Raw genomic sequence first — 18,828 nt, 5'->3', positions numbered from 1 at the left:
CTCGCCAGAGGTGATTACAGCGACTGGTGCGCGGTTTCTTTGGCTTTCCATAAGGCAAACAAAGTAATCGCCAGCGCCAGCGTCACATACAGTGACACCCACAGCGTGCTGCCCAGCTCTTTGTACAGCGAGGTAATGATCAGCGGGGCAAAACCGCCGCCGATGATGCCGGCCAGCGTATAGGCCAGTGACGAACCGGCATAGCGCACGTGGCTCGGGAACTGCTCGGTGACAAACGCCGCCTGCGGACCGTACATCACGGCGTGAATCAGCAGGCCAATCACCACCGCCAGCACAATCAGCCACGGCTGGGTGCTGTCGAGCAGGACAAAAAACACAAACGACCAGACGATAGCCAGCAGCGCACCGGCAATGTACACCGGACGGCGGCCAAGGCGGTCGGACAGCGCACCAAACAGCGGCACCGTCAACGCGTTGCCAATCGCGCCGACCATCGTCGCCATCAGCGCCAGCGGACGCGGCAGCTGTAGCACGGTGGTGACGTATGTCAGGGTGAACACCACTACCAGCGCGTATAGCACGTCGGAGCCGATGCGCGAGCCGCCGGCGATCAGCAGTTCACGTGGATAGCGCAGGAACACCTCTTTCAGCGGCGTGTGGCTGGTTTTCTCCGCCTGCTGCATCGCCACGAAAGTCGGGGTTTCTTCCACGCCGCGCCGCAGCCACAGGCCAAACATCACCAGCAGCAGACTGAGCAGGAACGGGATGCGCCAGCCCCACTCCTGAAACTGCTCGCCGCTGAGTGACAACGTCACTAAAGTGATAAAGCCGGTGCCAATTAACGTGCCGCAGGAAGGCCCGACCTGGGCGAACGAGGCGTTACGCCCGCGCTTACTGGCTTCGCCGTGCTCCATGGAGAGCAACACCGCGCCGGCCCATTCGCCGCCCAGCGCGATGCCTTGCACAAAGCGCAGCGCCACCAGCAGAATCGGGCTCCAGATGCCCCACAGCGCATAACCGGGCAGCATGCCCATCAGCGCCGTAGTCACGCCCATGATCACCAGCGTGGTGATCAAGACCGCCTTGCGCCCGGCGACATCCCCGAGATGGCCAAAGATAAAACCGCCCACCGGACGCGACACATAACCCACCGCGTAAGTTGAAAACGCCAGAATGGTGCCGACCAGCGGATCGAAGCTGGGGAAAAACACATGGTTAAATACCAGCGCCGCCATGATGTTGTAAACGGTAAAGTCGTACCACTCCAGCGCGGTGCCGATGGAGCTGGCCGCGGCAAGACGGCCGGTGTGGGTTTTCCCTGCTGCGGCACGCGCGGCGTGCGGCAGAGTAGAATCAGTATTCGCCATGAGCCATCTCCTGTTTAGTGAGCTGCCAGCTGAGCGCATAAAATTCAGCGCGGGCATTGAGCGCCTGTGCCGCGGCGGCCGCCAGTGTCTGGCAGGCATCGGCGCACGAACAGCTGAGCAGCAGCATCGGCTGCATGGCGCGCTGCGCCCGATCTTCCTGTGGCAGCGGCGTGCTCAGCGTGGTGTCCGGCGTGAGTAAGCGCGAGGCGATATAGCCCGGCACCGTGGCAACCTGCTGCTGCCAGGCGTTGAGCGTTGCAGTTTCAATGCCAGCCTGTAGCGTCAGCACCGCAAGGTGGCTGCCGCTGCCCTGACCGTGCTGCTGAGTGATGGCACACACGCGGCGCATCGGTTTGATCATCCGCTCCAGGTTTTTTACCGACCACGGCGTCTGGCGCGTGAAGGCGGCGTAGTAATCGGCGCTGGTGAAGGTTTCCAGCGAGCGGGTTTCATACAGTCCGAGGTACTTGCGTTCAGCATCCAGCGCCTGATAGCGCGTGCCGCTGAGAAAGCCGTCAATGGCGACGCGCTCGGCGACATGTTCATGGTCATACCATTGATTGAAATCAGCTTCGTTTTCAGCGGCGACGTTGGTGGCGACGAACAGCATGCCGTGAGGATGTGTCATTTTCAGAGACCTCGTTGCAGGATGGATTCAAGCGCCAGCGCCCAGCTGAGCAGCGCGGCATCGTGGCCATGGGTGGCGGCCAGCATCAGACCCACCGGCGCACTGCCGGGCTGATGACAAGGCAGGGAGATGGCGCAGCCGTCCAGCATGTTGATCACGCTGGTGTTGCGCAGCATCAGCAGGTTGACCTGGCGATAGCGCTCCGGGTCGTCGAGTTCGGCGATGGTCGGCGCAATCAGCGGCACGGTGGGCAGCAGCAGGCCATCGAACGGTGCCACCGCCTGCTCCACCCGCTGCCGCCAGTCGGCGCGCTGCTGATACAACAGTTGTGCGTCGGCCTCGTTCAGCAACGCGCCGCGCTCAATGCGCATCCGTACCTGCGGGTCATAACCCGTCGCGTGCGACTGCAGCAGCGACTGATGCCACTGCCAGGCTTCCCAGGCGGTGATGCCGCCCCGGGCGTTCATGGTTTCCAGTTCTGCCAGTTCAGACAGCGGCAGCTCGGTGAGCGTGGCACCTTGCGCGCGCAGCTGTGCCAGCGCGTGGTGCCACGCCTGGCTGACCGCGAGATCCAGCCCGTCCAGCACCCGGGTCTGTGGAATCGCAAAGTGCGCCCGCTTGATATCACGCTCTGTCAGCGGCAAAGGCCGATCGGCGATGACGCTGTCGAGCAGCCAGCAGCTGCGCACGTCATGGGCAATTACGCCAATACTGTCGAGTGCCGCCGATAACGGTAGCGTGCCGGCCTGATTAATGTGGCTGGCGCTGGGTTTGAAGCCGGTCAGCCCGCACAGCGCCGCCGGTATCCGCACCGAGCCGCCGGTGTCCGTGCCGACCGCCGCGAGGCACATGCCGTCGGCCACCGCCACCGCCGCGCCGGATGAAGAACCGCCGGGAATGCGTTTTTCGCCGCGCTGCCATGGGTTAGCCGGCGTGCCGTAGTGCGGATTGATACCGAGCCCGGAAAAAGCGAACTCGGTCATGTTGGTTTTGCCGACGATAGCGGCACCGGCCTGTTTCAGCTGCTGCACGATATGCGCGTCGCGCGCGGCGGGCGGCGCATCCGCCAGCACGCGCGAGCCGGCGCAGGTGGGTTCGTCCGCCACATCAAACAGGTCTTTGATGCTGACTGGCAGTCCGTCAATCGGGCTGCGCGGCTGCTGCTGTTGCCAGCGCGCATCAGCCTGCTGCGCCTGCTGAACGGCGCGGTCGGCGCAGGTCCGCGTAAACACGCGTGCGCCTTCGCCCGATGGCTGCTCGGCGGCGCGTAGTGCCTGTTGCGTCTCGGCGCTTGCGGTGAGATCTCCGGCGCGCAGTTGCTGGCTCGCCTGCCATAAGGTGGTCATACGCGTCTCCTCAGGCAATCACCGGCAGTGCGCCGGTGACATAGTGGTGTTCCAGCGTGCGATTCAGCAGCGGATCGTGCAGCGCCATGCGGAACTCGCTGGCCGGACGGATGCCACCAATCGCGCTCAACGTGCCGCATGACATCGCAAAGCCTTCGCTGACCGGGCGATCGCCAAAGTAGCGCGCCAGCAGATCCATCGGCGTGAGCAGAGAGTCGAGCGTGCCCTGCTGATAAGTCACCCAGTCGCCGTTGACTTTGATCCACGCGCGCAGCTCCAGCCTGTCCCAGTGCGGCTCAACCTCTGCCATACGCCACGCATGATCGGCGACCGGCTTAACGCAGGCCTGCTTCGACAGTGCCACGCTGAAGGTTTCCAGGTGACGGTCGGTGTGATCGGAAATCAGCGACACCCAGTATTCGCCGCGATGGAAAAACACAAACGGCTCGGCTTCGCCGGAGGTTTGCTCGCCCACCACTTCCAGCGGGCTGTGCTGCGCCAGCTGCTGGGTGGCTACGCGATAAAACAGCGGGACTGCACCAGGTGCGGGCACGCCCAGCGCCTCCAGCTCCCTGATATGGTGCAGCACCGCCGCCTGGTCGCGGCCTACCCACCCGGCAATGACCAGCTGCTTAATGTCGACATCCAGCACCGGGGCGGCTTGTGAGTCGGTTGTAAAGCGTAAATGCATGCGATGATCTCCTGATGAAAAATGCGTGTGAAATTTCACTGCAATTTCAAGATAGCCATTTTCATGCCAGGTTTTTGTGTAAGATGTCTCAGTACCCCAATAAGGATCTGCGTGATGAGTGATTCAGTTGCTGAAAATGTGAAGTCACAGGCCGGACAAAAAAGCGTTTCATTGAATGAACAGGCCTATCTGGCGTTCAGGCATCGCCTGATTACGCTGCGCTATAAGCCAGGTGAATATCTTAATACCGCGCAGGTGATGGAGGATCTGGCTATGGGCCGCACGCCGGTTAACCAGGCGGTACACCGGCTGGCGACCGAAGGGTTACTGCAGATTATCCCGCGTAAAGGGGTGATGGTGGCACCGCTGTCGATTGACGATGCGCTGGAGCTGATTGAAGTACGGCTGGTAAATGAAGCGCTGTGTCTGCGGCTGGCGACGCAGCGCGTGAATCCGGCGCAGATTGCCCAGCTACAGGCGCTGAATCAGCGCATCGCCGCCGCCAGCGTGGCGCGCGATCGTGAGCAGATGATGCTGCTGGACCGCGAGTTTCATCAGGTGCTGGCTGACATCGCCGGCAACGGGCGTCTGTCAGATATTCTCAGCATCATCCATGCCCAGGCGCAGCGCTTCTGGGCAACCACGCTGTCGAGCGCACAGCACATGCAGGAGGTGATTGCCGAGCATGACGCAATCATTGCGGCGCTGGCGCAGGGTGACGTAACACGGGCAGAAGACGCCGCGCGCGTGCACATCTATTCGTTTAAGCAGGCGCTGCTGAATGCCTGATTTCAGCCAGGGTAAAACGGGCCGGGACCGACGGATTCACGCAGAATCAGCTCGCCGGCAAAGGTTTTGCGGTTACGCATTTCGCCGCCGTCAAGCATCGATACCAGGCGTTCAATGGTCTCCTCGATCATGCCAGTCACCGGCATGCGCACGCTGGCCAGCGCCGGAATGGTATAGGGCGCCAGCGGTATATCGTCGAAACCCAGCACCGCCACCTGCTGCGGCACGCGGATGTTATGCGCCGCCAGCGCTTTCAGCGCGCCCACCGCCATCTCATCGTTACTAGCGACCAGCGCGCTGAACGGTTTACCGCGCGCCAGCAGCGTTTCCACTGCCGCTGCCCCGTGCTGCGCCTGCCATTTGCCTTCCACTACCAGTGCGTCATCCGCCACCAGCTGATGCTGCGCCAGTGCCGCGTGATAACCGGCCAGGCGCTCGCGCCCGGTCGGCGAGTCAAGCGATCCGGTGATAAAAGCAATATCGCGATGGCCGAGTGCAATCAACTGCGCCACCGCCTCGGCGCTGGTGCGCTGCTGATCGGAGTAGATGCAGTAACTGTCGTGCTGACGCAGTCGCCGGTTGATCACCAGAATTGGATGGCGGTGCTGGGCAATGATGCTGTCCATCTCATCAATGGTGAGAAAACGCGGATAGATGATCACGCCATCGCAGCGCAGATCGAGCAGAAACTGAATCGCCGCGCGCTCCTCTTCGGCGCTGTGTTTGCCGTCCACCAGCAGTAGCTGACGGCCCTGCTGCTCAAGAATACGCGCCGAATGCTGCATCATTTCGCTGAAATAGCTGCCGGTATACAGCGTGTTGGTGATCACCAGGCCGATGGTCTGGCTGGATTTAGTCGCCAGATTGCGCGCCAGCAAATTCGGCCGGAAGCCGGTCTCAGCAATCGCCTGGTACACCCGATCGCGCTTCTCCTGGCTCACGTAGCCGTTGCCGGACAACACGCGCGACACCGTCGCTTTTGACACGCCGGCCTTTTTTGCCACCTCAAGTATGGTTGCCATGCTTCACTCTGCTTCGCTGCTCATCGCCTCAGTGTACCTAAGCGATGAATAAGACGGGGAATTTTCTTGTCGCCCTGCACCTGCGGGTGAAGAACCCGCCGCACGTCAGCCGATCAACATCACAAAATTAAAACGAGAATAGCGATTTTTCTTGTCTGAATGAATGCGCCTGTTCATGATTTTGTGAAACCGGTTTCTCATGAACACATAACAGCCAGACGAAACCGACGTTTCCTCTACCCTACAATCAGAGACAAACATTCATGGCGACCAACTACGCTGACGCCGCACGAGCCATTGTGGCCTCGCTCGGCGGATTAGAGAATATTGAAGCCGTTACCCACTGCATGACACGCCTGCGCTTCGTGGTGAAAGACAGCGCGCGCGTCGACAATGCTACGCTGAAAGCCATTCCCGGCGTAATGGGCGTGGTGCACACCGACAGCCAGTGTCAGGTGATCATCGGCAACAACGTCAATCTCGCCTTTCAGGAAGTGATGAAACTCGGCACGCCGGGCAACAGCGGCAGCGCGCCGGTGAAACGGAAAATCACGCTGCGCAGTATCGGCGCGGGCATTCTCGATGCGCTGGTCGGCACCATGTCACCGCTGATCCCGGCGATCATTGGCGGATCGATGGTGAAACTGCTGGCGATGATGCTGGAGATGAGCGGCGTGCTGCCCAAAGGCTCGTCGACGCTGATCATCCTGAATGTGATTGGTGACGGCGCCTTCTTCTTCCTGCCGGTGATGGTGGCGGCTTCGGCGGCGCTTAAATTTAAAACCAATATGTCGCTGGCGATTGCCATTGCCGGCGTGCTGGTGCATCCCAATTTTATCGACCTGATGGCCAAAGCGGCGCAGGGTCAGGTGGTGGAATTCGCCTCAGTGCCGGTCACCGCGGTGAAATACACCTACACGGTGATCCCCGCGCTGGTGATGACGTGGATTCTGTCGCACATCGAATACTGGGTCGATCGCTTTACCCCGGCGGTGACCAAAAACTTCCTTAAACCGATGCTGATTGTGCTGATTGCAGCCCCCATCGCCATCGTCTTTATTGGCCCGCTCGGTATCTGGATCGGTAGCGGCATTTCGGCGCTGGTGTACACCATTCACGGTTATCTCGGCTGGCTGTCGGTGGCGATCATGGGCGCGCTGTGGCCGCTGCTGGTGATGACCGGCATGCATCGCGTGTTTACCCCGACCATTATTCAGACCATCGCTGAGACCGGCAAAGAAGGCATGGTAATGCCGTCGGAAATTGGTGCCAACCTGTCACTGGGCGGCTCATCGCTGGCGGTGGCGTTCAAAACCAAAAATCCGGAACTGCGGCAGACGGCGTTCGCGGCGGCAGCTTCCGCCATCGTCGCTGGCATTTCCGAACCGGCGCTGTACGGCGTGGCGGTGCGCCTGAAGCGCCCGCTGATTGCCAGCCTGATCAGCGGCTTTATCTGTGGTGCGGTGGCCGGCATTGGCGGCCTCGCCAGCCACTCGATGGCCTCACCGGGCCTGTTTACCAGCGTCCAGTTTTTCGATCCCACCAACCCGATGAGCATCGTCTGGGTGGCTGGCGTGATGGTGCTGTCAGTGGTGCTGTCGTTCATTCTGACGCTGATTCTTGGCTTTGAAGATATTCCGGTGACAGAGACCGCGCCGCGCCCCGGTAAGTCGGAAGCGGCAAAGCCGGTCAGCGCAAACTAATAATGGACTGTGATTGAGGTGAGTGATGTCTGAAGTGACATTTCCTGCGGGATTTTTATGGGGCGGCGCATTAGCCGCCAACCAGTCAGAGGGGAGTTATCGCGCCGGCGGTAAAGGCTTAACCACGGTGGACATGATTCCCCACGGCGAGCACCGTATGGCGGTTAAGCTGGGGCTGGAGCCGCGCTTTACGCTGCGCGACGATGAGTTCTATCCGAGCCACGACGCCATCGATTTTTATCACCGCTATAAAGAAGATATCGCCCTGATGGCGGAGATGGGCTTCACGGTGTTTCGCACCTCCATCGCCTGGAGCCGCATTTATCCTAACGGCGATGAGCTGACGCCGAACGCGGAAGGTATCGCCTTCTATCGCAGCGTTTTTGAGGAGTGCCGCAAATACGGCATCGAACCGCTGGTCACGCTGTGTCACTTCGATGTGCCGATGCATCTGGTCACCGAATACGGCTCGTGGCGCAACCGTAAAATGATCGATTTCTTCGCCCGCTACGCCCGCACCTGCTTCGAAGCGTTTGATGGGCTGGTGAAGTACTGGCTGACCTTTAACGAGATCAATATCCTGCTGCACAGCCCGTTCTCCGGTGCCGGTCTGGTGTTCGCGCCGGATGAACATCACGAACAGGTGAAATATCAGGCAGCGCATCATGAACTGGTCGCCAGCGCGCTGGTAACCAAAATCGCCCATGAGATCAATCCGCAGAATCAGATTGGCTGCATGCTGGCCGGCGGCAACTTTTATCCGTGGTCCTGCAAGCCGGAAGATGTGTGGGCCGCGTTACAGAAAGATCGCGAGAACTTATTCTTTATCGACGTCCAGGCGCGCGGCGCTTATCCCGCTTATGCCGCCCGGGTATTCCGCGAGAAAGGCGTGGAGATTGTCATGGCGGAAGGCGATAGCGAACTGCTGCGCCATACCGTCGATTTCATCTCCTTCAGCTATTACGCCTCGCGCTGCGCGTCGGCAGAGATGAATGAACAGAACAGCAGCGCCGCCAACGTGGTGAAGTCGCTGACCAATCCGCATCTGGCGCGCAGCGCCTGGGGCTGGGGCATTGATCCCCTTGGCCTGCGCATCACCATGAATATGATGTACGACCGCTATCAGAAGCCGCTGTTTCTGGTGGAAAACGGTCTCGGCGCGCACGATGAAATCAATGCCAGCGGGGAAATTGCAGACGATTACCGCATCAGCTACCTGCAACAGCACATTCGCGCCATGGGTGAAGCGATTGCTGACGGCGTGCCGGTGATGGGCTACACCACCTGGGGTTGCATCGATCTGGTCGCGGCGTCGACCGGTGAAATGAGTAAACGCTACGGATTTGTCTATGTCGATCGCGACGACCACGGTAACGGCACGCTCAACCGGCTGCGCAAAAAATCCTTCTGGTGGTATCAGCGGGTCATTGCCAGCAACGGCCGGGATTTGGATTTTTAATTAAAAATATGCGGTGAATGGCGCTGAATGATTGTTCAATTCAGGGCCATTGCGCCACAAAGGGAATATCCGGCGTCGCCGGGCAAATCTTTTTGCGAAAAATCGCGCCGCTGCGCTAATTTTGCTGCGGGAATATCCGGCAGAAGTCAGCCTTAATACGCTTATCCTGCTGATTTTTTATTCATTCCTCTTTTAACTCTCTATTTAAATCCGGTCCTGACGAATTTATTCTACCCTGCCTGATCGCGGTATCAGCGCCTGTACGGCGGTACTCTTTTGTACAGCGCGATGGTACTATTTCCCGGTTGCTGTTCAGAGATAGCGCTATGTTACAACTACAATTAAAGGTGAAGGGCGACAGCCAGCTGCTCTATTTATTGCAGGGCTTACGCGCATTTCTTCCCGTATTTTCTCTCATTTATCTCCTCTGTTTTCCTGCTGCTCAGGCGGCAAACAGTGCGGTTCAGCGTGACGATCAGGCTAACCGCATCGTCAGCGGCATCATCAGTTTTAGCCACTGGCCACAGTTAACACAGCCGCCACAGCTGTGCGTATTCGCTTCAGCACAGCACCTTGCGCAGCCTCAGGGCCCGACGCCGTTCAGCGTGGTGTGGATTAACCAGACCAGCGAACTCAGCCGCCAGCGCTGCGATGCCATTTACTTCGGCGATCAGACGCCGCCGCAGCAAACTGAACTGCTGGCGATGCTACAGGGTAAAGCCGTCCTGTCCATCGCGGAAAACAACCCGGACTGTGCGGTTGGCGCGGCCTTTTGTCTGATCTTTAACCGCGATCACACCGCATTTTCCGTCAACCTTGACTCGCTGGCGCGCAGCGGTGTCAGAGTGAGCCCGGACGTGTTGTTGCTGTCCCGCAAAGGAAGCAAATAAGATGAAGTTTGATAGCATAAAAAAAGATAAATCATCGATTCGCAATAAGTTGCGTCGTATCAGCACCGTCAATGCCGCCGTGATATTACTGCTGTGCTGGCTGCTGCTGACATCGACGTCTTTACTGTTTATTAAACGCTATGAGAAAAGAAACCTCGAACTCATTGCCGCCACACTCAGCACCAGCCTGACCGCCGCGACGGTATTTGAAGACAGCTATGATGCCCGCAACAAAATAGCCCTGCTCGGCAATGAAGGGATGTTTGCCTCCGCGAAGCTGGTCACGGCGGGCAATACCGTACTGGTGGACTGGCACGATCGCCAGCAAGAGAGCGGCTGGTATGAAACGCTACTGCGTCGCTGGATTTATCAGCAGCCGCTGGCGGTGGAAATTAATCACGCCGAAACCCAGGTCGGCCATTTAATGCTGGCTGGCACCGTCAGCGGTGCGGCTGATTTTATTCGCTATTCGGTGATGATTTTATCCATCGGTATGGTGTGCGTGCTGGTGATTTCCTGCCTGCTGAGTGAATTTCTGCATCGTGGTATTCTGCGCTCGCTGCGCAATATCACCAGCGCCATCCATTACGTGATTCGCTCTGGCGATTTCTCGACGCGCGTACCGCAAAATCCGACCAAAGAGTTTCAGCTGTTTTCCGAAGATCTCAACTCGCTGCTGAGTGAAATGCAGACGCTAAAAGCCTCGCTGCTGCGCGATAACCGTTCACTGGCGGCCAAAGCGCTGGAGGATCCGTTAACCGGACTGGCCAACCGCTCGGCGTTTGTTGGCCGCCTGTCGCAGTTGCTGGATCAGCAGCTGGCGCATGAGAATTTTGTGCTGCTGTTTCTCGACGGCGACCGCTTCAAGAGCATTAACGACAACTGGGGCCATGCCGCCGGTGATGAAGTATTGAAGGCTATCGCGGCGCGCCTCAGCGCGCTGGCGTATCAGGACGATCTGGTAGCGCGGCTGGGCGGTGACGAGTTTGCCATGCTGATCACCAGCCGCACCTCAGAAGCCGATCTGCAGCAGCTGACGGAAGATATTCGTACCGCAATCGCGCAATCGATTGTGATTTCGGAAGGCACGCAGATCACCACATCGGTGACCATCGGCTACGCCTGGTCGCAGCATGGCGATTCGGTGGCGTCGATTCTGGAGCGCGCCGATATGCATATGTATAAAAACAAAGGAATGAGTAAGGTACGCGTATGAAACTGAAATCATGTTTGCTGGTTATGGTGCTGGCCTGTGTCGGCTGTCAGTCAACCGGGCGTTTTAGCGACGCGCAGATTAAAGCGATGCGCGACGCCGGCTTCAGCGAAAACGCCGAAGGCTGGGGACTGGGCCTGTCCGATAAAATCCTGTTTGGCATCAATGAATCTGACCTGACGCCCGCCAGCAAAGCCAGCATTGCGCAGATGGCGAAAAGCCTGGCCGCCACCGGCATTGAACATCTGCGCGTTGACGGCCACACCGATAACTACGGCAAAGCGGATTACAACCAGCAGCTGTCGCTGAAACGCGCCAACGCGGTGGCCGATCAGTGGGCCACCGGCGCGGCGATTCCACGGCAAAACATCGTGACGCGCGGGCTGGGCATGAGCGCGCCGGTCGCCAGCAATAACACTGCGCAGGGCCGGGCGCAAAATCGCCGCGTCGCCATTGTGATCACGGCGCCGTAAGCGGTTAATCAGCGCGTCTGCGCATAGTCATACAGGCGATCGCGCGCGAGGTTCTTCATTTTGACTTCGCACATGATGTCGAAGCGATCAAACGACAGCGCCCAGTCATTCAGCGTCTGGTTGAAATAGTAGTCAGAATGGGCGCGCAGCTTCGGCTTTGAGGCGGCGAGTAGCTCCTGATCGGGAAAGCCGCTCTCCGGGATCAACCCTTCCTGGGCGATCGAATAGTGCAGCACCGGCCGCACGCCGCGCCACGACTCCAGAATCAGTGCCACGCGCGCATCGCTGGCCTGAATAAACTGATTCTCTTTCACCCAGTGATGGTGAATATCCAGTACCACCGGACACAGCGCACGCGCCTGCAAGACGTCATCCAGCGAGCAGGAAATTTCGTCATTTTCCACCGTCAGCATATTGCGGGCTTCCGGACTGAGGCGCATAAACGCCGCGCGAAAGCCCTCAATACCGCGTTTGCCGTTCATGTGGATGTTGATTTTGAAATCCTGAAACTGCCTGCCGTAGCCCATCAGCACCGCGCACAGCGTATGGTACTCGACATCCTCCAGCGCCCGATCCACCACGTCATCATTATCCGAAGCCAGCACCGTATACTGGCCGGGATGGAACGACAGGCGAATGTTGTGCGCGCGGGCCAATTCGCCGCAGCGGCTAAACAGCGGCTGCAGCTCGGGCAGAATATCGCCATACAGTTCAGTGGCCAGCGGCACGGTGTACAGCGGCAGCAGATCGCTGCCGATGCGCATCATGCGCAACGCATCCGGCTGCTGCGCCAGCTGTTCCAGCGTCAGAGAGAGGTTCTGCAGGTTATTTTGTGCCAGTGTCATTAGCAGCGTGGCCGCCGCGTTACGCTCCATAGCGAGAAAGCGTGTGCGGGTGGTGGTTTTAAATGGAAATGGCTGTTTAGCCTCAGAATCAAAGTACTTACACGCAAAACCCAATTTCATTATGTTCCCCTTCAGGTCAGCTAGTGAGTCTAGCTGCCGCTGGCAATTATGCGAGGAACGCCACGTGATTAAACGGGCAGCCGCCTTGCACGGCTGCCCGCACTGTTACACGCTCGGGTAAGTGATATTGCTGCCCGGCGCTTCACGATGCAGATGGATAAAGTTCAGGTGACGCTCGTACTGATCGAGAATGTCGATGATCACCTGCTCCTTGTTGTAGTCCATCAGATCGTTACCCTGGCTGCCCTCCAGCAGGAAGGTTTCCAGCCGGTAATAGTGCGACTTACCGCTGCGGGCGCGATAGGTAAAGCCCGGTACCGAGTACTGCTGCGGCCACACCTGATAGACGAAATCCTGCTCCTCGCCGAGGTGCACGCGCAGATCAAGGTAGCCCAGCGGCTGGCCCTCTTCCGGCGCAACGCTCTCCAGCGATACGCGACCGCCGCGCAGCTCCAGCTCTTTGGCGACATCCTGCATCGCCGGATAGATCACGGTTTCCATCATCTGCTGGGTATAGCGCGTGCCCGGGTAGTTCATCAGGCGCGACAGCCGCTTTTTCCAGCTCAGACGGTCATTGCTCGCCGGAATATAGGGCGCGGTATCACGGCTGGCGCTGGCGCGGCGGTGATCTTCCACTTTGAGTGATTTATACAGCCCGGCCATCACAAAGAAGATCACGAAGCTGAACGGCAGGCCCATGATCACCGTGGTGTTTTGCAGCGCAGAGATGCCGTTGGTCATCAGCATGCCCATGGTCAGCACGCCAATCGCCACCGACCAGAAAATGCGCAGCCAGTTTGGCGCATCGCTGTTGATATCCTTCAGCTTCGAGGTGAAGTTTCCCAGCACCAGCGAGCCGGAATCCGCCGAGGTAACATAAAACAGCATGCCGGTAATCGTAGCGACCGAGGCGCTGAACTTAAACGCCGGGTACTGCGCCAGCAGGCTGTAGAAACCGCGCTCGGCATGCGCCATCACTTCCTGGGCAAAACCGGCATCGCCGTGGATGATCTCGTACAGCGCCGCGTTACCGAACACCGACAGCCACAGCAGCGTGAAGGTGAACGGGATGATCAGCGTGCCGAGTACAAACTCGCGGATGGTACGGCCGCGGGAAATACGGGCGAGGAACAGGCCGACAAACGGCGACCACGCCACCCACCACGCCCAGAAAAACAGCGTCCAGCTGTTCATCCACTGCGTCGGACGATCAAACGCAAAGGTGTTGAGCGTCATGCCCATAAAGCGGTTGATGTAATCACCGACGTTCAGCACCAGCGCGTTGAGCAGGAAATCCGTCTTGCCCATAAACAGCACAAACAGAATCAGACCAAGCGCCAGCGCGACATTCAGCTCCGACAGGATGCGGATGCCTTTATCCACGCCCGAGGTCACCGAAATGGTGGCGATCACCACCGACAGTACAATCAGCGCCATCTGCGCCGTCAGCCCTTCCGGCACATCAAATAACACTTTCAGCCCGTAGTTGAGCTGTACCACGCCGATACCCAGCGTGGTGGCGATACCAAAAATGGTACCGATCACCGCCGCGATATCCACCGTGTGGCCAATCGGGCCGTTAATGCGCTTGCCGAAGATCGGATAGAGCGCCGAGCGAATGGTGAGCGGCAGATTATAGCGGTAGCTGAAGTAGCCGAGCGCGATGCCCATCAGCGCATACATCGACCAGCCGGTCAGACCGTAGTGGAACAGCGTCCACACCATCGCCTGACGCGCCGCTTCCAGAGTCTGCCCGGCGCCTTCCGGCGGCTGCATATACTGCGTGACCGGTTCCGCCACCGAGAAGAACATCAAATCGATGCCGATGCCGGCGGCAAACAGCATTGCCGACCAGCTCAGCAGACTGAATTCGGGTTTGGACTGCTCCGGGCCCAGCTTGATGGCGCCGTAGCGTGAACAGGCCATATAGATGACGAAGACGATATACAGCGTAGCGGCCAGCATGTAGTACCAGCCAAAGGTGGACGATACCCAGTTGACGGCGCTTTGAATCCAGCCGGCAGCGAGATCGCTGTACAAAATGGTGACAAGTGAAAATGTCAGAATCAGTCCGGCAGAGGTGTAAAACACCACGGGATTGATTCTGTCTTTTTCACTGGCAGGTGGATTAATCATCGGTTACCTCTGGTTAATTTCCTGTAATTATTCAATGAAGTAGCAGGGCCGTAGCGATCGGCCTTATCGGTATCGTTCTCCTGTTTTCCCTCCTGATTGTTCGGCACGGTTCAGCATTCACCATCCCGTTGCGCTTTTATAACAACCGAAACACAGTATCCTAACAAGTTTCTTTTTTATATTGAACGTGCAATCAAAAAAAGTTTTAATAGGGGTCTTACATTGCGGTGGAGCTGGAGTCATGCCAAAGGTGGGAATGCAGCCGATACGTCGTCGGCAACTGATTGATGCGACCCTGAGTACCATTAACGAAGTCGGGATCAATGACGCGACCATTGCGCAGATTGCGCGGCGCGCCGGCGTCTCGACCGGCATCATCAGCCACTACTTCAAAGACAAAAACGGTTTGCTGGAAGCCACCATGCGCGACGTGACGCGTCAGCTGCGTGATGCGGTGGCGGCACGACTGAAACCGCTGGCGGGAGCCGGCACCGAAGCGCGCCTGCTGGCGATTGTTGAAGGTAACTTCGACGACACCCAGGTGCACAGCGCGGCGATGAAAGCGTGGCTGGACTTCTGGGCCAGCAGCATGCATCAGCCGCAGCTGGGTCGCCTGGAACGCGTCAGCAGCCGTCGCCTGTTTTCCACGCTCGCTGCCGAGTTTCGCCGCGAGCTGCCGCGTGAGCAGGCGCGGCTGGCCGCGCACGGTCTGGCCTCGCTGATTGATGGCCTGTGGCTGCGCGCCGCGCTGAGCGGCAAACCGTTTGATCTGGCGATTGCCAGAACGCTCACCACCCAATTCATTCGCCAGCAGCTGGCTGGCGCCGCGAATCACTGAGGAAGGAGCAACCATGTCCCGATTCACCGAGCAGCATTTATACATTGATGGTCAATACGTTGCCGCAGCAGCGGGCGATACATTCCAGACTATCAACCCGGCCAATGGCGAAGTGCTGGCCGAGGTCCATGAAGCCGCGCAGGCGGATGTCGATCGCGCGGTCGCCGCCGCGCAAAAAGGCCAGAAAATCTGGGCGGCCATGACGGCGATGGAGCGCTCACGCATCCTGCGCCGTGCGGTGGATATCCTGCGCGAGCGTAACGATGAGCTGGCGGCGCTGGAAACCCTCGACACCGGTAAACCGCTGAGTGAAACCCAGGCGGTGGACATTGTTACCGGTGCCGATGTGCTGGAGTACTACGCCGGACTGATTCCGGCGCTGGAAGGCCAGCAGATCCCGCTGCGTGATACCTCCTTCGTCTATACGCGCCGCGAACCGCTTGGCGTGGTCGCCGGGATTGGCGCATGGAACTATCCGATTCAGATCGCGCTGTGGAAATCTGCACCGGCGCTGGCGGCTGGTAACGCGATGATCTTTAAACCCAGCGAAGTGACGCCGCTGAGCGCGCTGAAGCTGGCAGAAATCTACAGCGAAGCCGGCGTACCGGATGGCGTGTTCAACGTGCTGAACGGGCGCGGCGCGGTGACCGGTCAGCTGCTGACCGACCATCCGGGCATCGACAAAATCTCCTTCACCGGCGGCGTGGCCAGCGGCAAAAAAGTGATGGCCAACGCGGCCGGCTCCACGCTGAAAGAGGTGACCATGGAGCTGGGCGGCAAATCGCCGCTGATCGTGTTTGACGATGCCGACCTCGATCTCGCCGCCGACATCGCCATGATGGCGAACTTCTACAGCTCCGGCCAGGTGTGCACCAACGGCACGCGCGTATTTGTTCCGACGGCGTTGCAGCAGGCGTTTGAGGCCAAAATCGCTGAACGCGTGGCGCGCATCAAAGCTGGCGATGTCAACGATCCGGCCACCAACTTCGGCCCGCTGGTCAGCTTCCCGCATCGAGACAATGTGTTGCGCTATATCGAATCCGGCATCAGCGAAGGCGCGCGCCTGCTGTGCGGCGGTAAACGTCTGAGCGGCGCGGCGTTTGATAACGGTGCCTGGGTAGAACCGACCGTGTTCACCGATTGCCGTGATGAGATGACCATCGTACGCGAAGAGATTTTCGGACCGGTGATGTCGATCCTGACCTACGACACCGAGGAAGAAGTGGTGCGCCGCGCCAATGCCACCGAATACGGCCTGGCGGCAGGTCTGGTCACCCGGGATCTGAATCGCGCGCACCGCGTCATTCACCAGATTGAAGCGGGCATTTGCTGGATCAACACCTGGGGTGAATCCGCCGCTGAAATGCCGGTGGGCGGTTACAAGCACTCCGGCATTGGCCGCGAGAACGGCCTGATGACGCTGCAGAGCTACACCCAGGTGAAGTCTGTGCAGGTCGAACTGACCCGTTTTCAGTCGGTATTTTAATCAAGCTTAACCTGAGGAGCGACTAATGGAATTTGATTACATCATTATCGGAGCCGGATCCGCAGGGAACGTTTTGGCAACAAGACTGACCGAAGACAGTAGCGTGAACGTCCTGCTGCTGGAGGCCGGCGGTCCCGATTACCGCTTTGATTTCCGCACGCAAATGCCGGCGGCGCTGGCCTGGCCGTTACAGGGCAAACGCTACAACTGGGCGTACGAAACCGAGCCTGAGCCACACATGAATAACCGCCGCATGGAGTGCGGACGCGGTAAAGGGCTGGGCGGTTCGTCGCTGATCAACGGCATGTGCTACATCCGCGGTAACGCCATGGATCTCGACAACTGGGCGCAGCAGCCGGGACTGGAAAACTGGACTTACCGCGACTGCCTGCCCTACTACCGCAAGTCGGAAACGCGCGATATCGGTGCTAATGATTATCACGGTGGCGAAGGCCCGGTGAGCATCACCACCTGTAAGCCTGGCAACAACCCGCTGTTCGCCGCGATGATTGAAGCCGGCGTGCAGGCAGGCTATCCGCGTACCGACGATCTCAACGGTTATCAGCAGGAAGGATTTGGTCCGATGGACCGTTTCGTGACGCCGCAGGGCCGCCGCTCCAGCACCGCGCGCGGTTATCTGGATACGGCAAAACAGCGTCCGAACCTGAAAATCATCACCCACGCCACCACCGATCGTATTCTGTTCGAGGGCAAACGCGCGGTCGGCGTGCAGTATCTGCACGGCGCCAGCGATACGTCGCACACCGTGCATGCGCGGCGTGAAGTGCTGCTGTGCGCCGGTGCTATCGCCTCGCCGCAGATTCTGCAGCGCTCCGGCGTTGGCGCGGCGGCATTGCTGAAGCAGCACGATATCCCGCTGGTGCATGATCTGCCGGGCGTCGGTGAAAACCTGCAGGATCATCTGGAGATGTACCTGCAGTACGAGTGCAAAGAGCCGGTATCGCTCTATCCGGCCCTGAAGTGGTGGAATCAGCCGAAAATTGGTGCCGAGTGGCTATTCAAAGGCACCGGTATCGGCGCCAGCAACCAGTTTGAAGGCGGTGGCTTTATCCGCAGCCGGGAAGAGTTTGCCTGGCCCAACATTCAGTACCACTTCCTGCCGGTGGCGATTAACTACAACGGCTCGAATGCGGTAGAAGCGCACGGTTTCCAGTGTCACGTCGGTTCGATGCGTTCGCCAAGCCGCGGTCACGTGCGCATTAAGTCGCGCGATCCGCGCCGGCATCCGGCGATTCTGTTTAACTACATGGCGCACGAGCAGGACTGGCATGAGTTCCGCGATGCCATCCGCATCACGCGGCAAATCATCAACCAGCCGGCGCTGGATAAGTATCGCGGCAAAGAGATCAGTCCGGGGCTGGAGTGCCAGAGCGACGAGCAGCTGGATGAGTTTGTGCGCAACCATGCTGAGACCGCTTACCATCCGTGCGGCACCTGTAAAATGGGCAGCGATGAGATGGCGGTTGTGGATGGCGAAGGTCGCGTACACGGCCTGCAGGGGCTGCGCGTGGTCGACGCCTCAATTATGCCGCTGATCATCACCGGTAACCTGAATGCCACCACCATCATGATTGGCGAGAAGATCGCCGACAACATTCGTGGCCGCCAGCCGCTGCCGCGCAGCGAAGCGGACTACTTCGTGGCGGGCGATCGCCCGGTGCGCGGCGAGCCGCTGCGCGCATAAAGCAGTAATATCTCAGGGGAGAACGTACGGTTCTCCCCTTTTTTTCGCCCTCTTCTCTCTCGCCACCCTGCCTGCCACTAAGGTCTGTCAGACTTTGCGCCGCACGGTGCTGGCGTCCGGATTGATGTAGCACACTAACTGTATGTTGTAACTAGA

16 protein-coding genes are annotated in these 18,828 nt (G+C 59.0%); 9 read left to right on the top strand and 7 right to left on the bottom strand.

Going from position 1 to position 18,828, the window contains the following annotated elements; all coding sequences use genetic code 11:
• Positions 1 to 14: 14 nt before the first annotated feature.
• Genes K7H94_RS19705 through K7H94_RS19690 form a run of 4 tightly spaced genes read right to left on the bottom strand, consistent with a single transcriptional unit; the run spans position 15 to position 3,993 of the window.
• On the bottom strand, positions 15 to 1,328 hold the full coding sequence (locus tag K7H94_RS19705) for an MFS transporter (protein ID WP_132463711.1): 1,314 nt from the start codon (positions 1,326 to 1,328) through the stop codon (positions 15 to 17).
• Entirely contained in the window at positions 1,315 to 1,956 is a 642-nt protein-coding gene (locus K7H94_RS19700; RefSeq protein ID WP_222952323.1) for a DUF4286 family protein, read from the bottom strand. Before K7H94_RS19700 ends, K7H94_RS19705 begins: the two co-directional genes overlap by 14 nt.
• 2 nt (positions 1,957 to 1,958) lie before the next feature.
• Positions 1,959 to 3,302 carry an amidase gene (locus K7H94_RS19695; RefSeq protein WP_222952322.1) on the bottom strand — a complete coding sequence of 448 codons (1,344 nt, stop codon included), beginning with the start codon at positions 3,300 to 3,302 and terminating at the stop codon, positions 1,959 to 1,961.
• 10 nt (positions 3,303 to 3,312) lie between these two features.
• A complete protein-coding gene (locus tag K7H94_RS19690; RefSeq protein WP_222952321.1) occupies positions 3,313 to 3,993 on the bottom strand; it encodes a DUF2848 domain-containing protein in 681 nt (226 codons plus the stop codon).
• Positions 3,994 to 4,107: 114 nt separating this feature from the next.
• Between K7H94_RS19690 and K7H94_RS19685 the strand changes: the two genes are divergently transcribed.
• Complete coding sequence (locus K7H94_RS19685; RefSeq protein WP_058770544.1) at positions 4,108 to 4,782, top strand: GntR family transcriptional regulator; 675 nt, start codon at positions 4,108 to 4,110, stop codon at positions 4,780 to 4,782.
• Between the two features lie 2 nt (positions 4,783 to 4,784).
• Here K7H94_RS19685 and K7H94_RS19680 read toward each other — a convergent pair whose 3' ends face one another.
• Complete coding sequence (locus tag K7H94_RS19680) at positions 4,785 to 5,804, bottom strand: LacI family DNA-binding transcriptional regulator (RefSeq protein WP_021509518.1); 1,020 nt, start codon at positions 5,802 to 5,804, stop codon at positions 4,785 to 4,787.
• Between the two features lie 263 nt (positions 5,805 to 6,067).
• On the opposite strand from K7H94_RS19680, the gene ascF reads away from it, so the two are divergent.
• The 5 genes from ascF (at position 6,068) to yfiB (ending at position 11,542) form a co-directional block, all read left to right on the top strand.
• Positions 6,068 to 7,507, top strand: a complete 1,440-nt coding sequence (ascF, locus tag K7H94_RS19675) for a PTS cellobiose/arbutin/salicin transporter subunit IIBC (protein WP_222952320.1) — start codon at positions 6,068 to 6,070, stop codon at positions 7,505 to 7,507.
• A 25-nt stretch (positions 7,508 to 7,532) separates the two neighbouring features.
• Complete coding sequence (locus K7H94_RS19670; RefSeq protein WP_222952319.1) at positions 7,533 to 8,966, top strand: 6-phospho-beta-glucosidase; 1,434 nt, start codon at positions 7,533 to 7,535, stop codon at positions 8,964 to 8,966.
• 326 nt (positions 8,967 to 9,292) lie between these two features.
• The gene (gene yfiR, locus K7H94_RS19665) at positions 9,293 to 9,856 is read left to right on the top strand and encodes a regulatory sequestration protein YfiR (protein WP_215800949.1); all 564 of its coding nucleotides are present in this window, start codon (positions 9,293 to 9,295) and stop codon (positions 9,854 to 9,856) included.
• 1 nt (position 9,857) lies between these two features.
• Complete coding sequence (gene dgcN, locus K7H94_RS19660; RefSeq protein ID WP_222952318.1) at positions 9,858 to 11,072, top strand: diguanylate cyclase DgcN/YfiN; 1,215 nt, start codon at positions 9,858 to 9,860, stop codon at positions 11,070 to 11,072.
• Positions 11,069 to 11,542: an outer membrane lipoprotein YfiB gene (yfiB, locus tag K7H94_RS19655; protein WP_059011298.1), complete on the top strand. Its 474-nt coding sequence runs from the start codon at positions 11,069 to 11,071 to the stop codon at positions 11,540 to 11,542. Before dgcN ends, yfiB begins: the two co-directional genes overlap by 4 nt.
• A gap of 8 nt (positions 11,543 to 11,550) precedes the next feature.
• Here the strand turns inward: yfiB and K7H94_RS19650 are convergent, their stop codons facing one another.
• Both K7H94_RS19650 and K7H94_RS19645 read right to left on the bottom strand, forming a co-directional pair.
• A complete protein-coding gene (locus K7H94_RS19650) occupies positions 11,551 to 12,507 on the bottom strand; it encodes an apurinic/apyrimidinic endonuclease family protein (RefSeq protein ID WP_222952317.1) in 957 nt (318 codons plus the stop codon).
• Positions 12,508 to 12,612: 105 nt separating this feature from the next.
• Complete coding sequence (locus K7H94_RS19645) at positions 12,613 to 14,643, bottom strand: choline transporter (protein WP_021509525.1); 2,031 nt, start codon at positions 14,641 to 14,643, stop codon at positions 12,613 to 12,615.
• A gap of 241 nt (positions 14,644 to 14,884) precedes the next feature.
• On the opposite strand from K7H94_RS19645, the gene betI reads away from it, so the two are divergent.
• The 3 genes from betI to betA are packed head-to-tail and all read left to right on the top strand — an operon-like array spanning position 14,885 to position 18,672.
• Positions 14,885 to 15,481 (top strand): transcriptional regulator BetI, encoded by a 597-nt coding sequence (betI, locus tag K7H94_RS19640; protein ID WP_058758824.1) that lies wholly within the window; start codon positions 14,885 to 14,887, stop codon positions 15,479 to 15,481.
• A gap of 13 nt (positions 15,482 to 15,494) precedes the next feature.
• Complete coding sequence (betB, locus tag K7H94_RS19635) at positions 15,495 to 16,967, top strand: betaine-aldehyde dehydrogenase (protein ID WP_127834840.1); 1,473 nt, start codon at positions 15,495 to 15,497, stop codon at positions 16,965 to 16,967.
• Positions 16,968 to 16,992: 25 nt separating this feature from the next.
• Positions 16,993 to 18,672: a choline dehydrogenase gene (betA, locus tag K7H94_RS19630; protein ID WP_021509528.1), complete on the top strand. Its 1,680-nt coding sequence runs from the start codon at positions 16,993 to 16,995 to the stop codon at positions 18,670 to 18,672.
• The last annotated feature ends 156 nt before the right edge of the window (positions 18,673 to 18,828 follow it).

This window comes from Pantoea dispersa (assembly GCF_019890955.1).
In the GTDB taxonomy this organism is placed as follows: Bacteria; Pseudomonadota; Gammaproteobacteria; order Enterobacterales; family Enterobacteriaceae; genus Pantoea; species Pantoea dispersa.
The sequence above is the reverse complement of the archived record's forward strand: the minus strand, read 5'-3'. Positions and strand labels throughout refer to the sequence as shown.

What these genes read in the sequence shown, in the direction of transcription:
- yfiB (WP_059011298.1), top strand. Translation starts at nt 11,069, where the DNA reads ATGAAACTGAAATCATGTTTGCTGGTTATGGTGCTGGCCTGTGTCGGC.
- K7H94_RS19685 (WP_058770544.1), top strand. Translation starts at nt 4,108, where the DNA reads ATGAGTGATTCAGTTGCTGAAAATGTGAAGTCACAGGCCGGACAAAAA.
- ascF (WP_222952320.1), top strand. Translation starts at nt 6,068, where the DNA reads ATGGCGACCAACTACGCTGACGCCGCACGAGCCATTGTGGCCTCGCTC.
- K7H94_RS19645 (WP_021509525.1), bottom strand. Translation starts at nt 14,643, where the DNA reads ATGATTAATCCACCTGCCAGTGAAAAAGACAGAATCAATCCCGTGGTG.
- betI (WP_058758824.1), top strand. Translation starts at nt 14,885, where the DNA reads ATGCCAAAGGTGGGAATGCAGCCGATACGTCGTCGGCAACTGATTGAT.
- K7H94_RS19670 (WP_222952319.1), top strand. Translation starts at nt 7,533, where the DNA reads ATGTCTGAAGTGACATTTCCTGCGGGATTTTTATGGGGCGGCGCATTA.
- K7H94_RS19700 (WP_222952323.1), bottom strand. Translation starts at nt 1,956, where the DNA reads ATGACACATCCTCACGGCATGCTGTTCGTCGCCACCAACGTCGCCGCT.
- K7H94_RS19690 (WP_222952321.1), bottom strand. Translation starts at nt 3,993, where the DNA reads ATGCATTTACGCTTTACAACCGACTCACAAGCCGCCCCGGTGCTGGAT.
- yfiR (WP_215800949.1), top strand. Translation starts at nt 9,293, where the DNA reads ATGTTACAACTACAATTAAAGGTGAAGGGCGACAGCCAGCTGCTCTAT.
- betA (WP_021509528.1), top strand. Translation starts at nt 16,993, where the DNA reads ATGGAATTTGATTACATCATTATCGGAGCCGGATCCGCAGGGAACGTT.
- dgcN (WP_222952318.1), top strand. Translation starts at nt 9,858, where the DNA reads ATGAAGTTTGATAGCATAAAAAAAGATAAATCATCGATTCGCAATAAG.
- K7H94_RS19650 (WP_222952317.1), bottom strand. Translation starts at nt 12,507, where the DNA reads ATGAAATTGGGTTTTGCGTGTAAGTACTTTGATTCTGAGGCTAAACAG.
- betB (WP_127834840.1), top strand. Translation starts at nt 15,495, where the DNA reads ATGTCCCGATTCACCGAGCAGCATTTATACATTGATGGTCAATACGTT.
- K7H94_RS19695 (WP_222952322.1), bottom strand. Translation starts at nt 3,302, where the DNA reads ATGACCACCTTATGGCAGGCGAGCCAGCAACTGCGCGCCGGAGATCTC.
- K7H94_RS19705 (WP_132463711.1), bottom strand. Translation starts at nt 1,328, where the DNA reads ATGGCGAATACTGATTCTACTCTGCCGCACGCCGCGCGTGCCGCAGCA.
- K7H94_RS19680 (WP_021509518.1), bottom strand. Translation starts at nt 5,804, where the DNA reads ATGGCAACCATACTTGAGGTGGCAAAAAAGGCCGGCGTGTCAAAAGCG.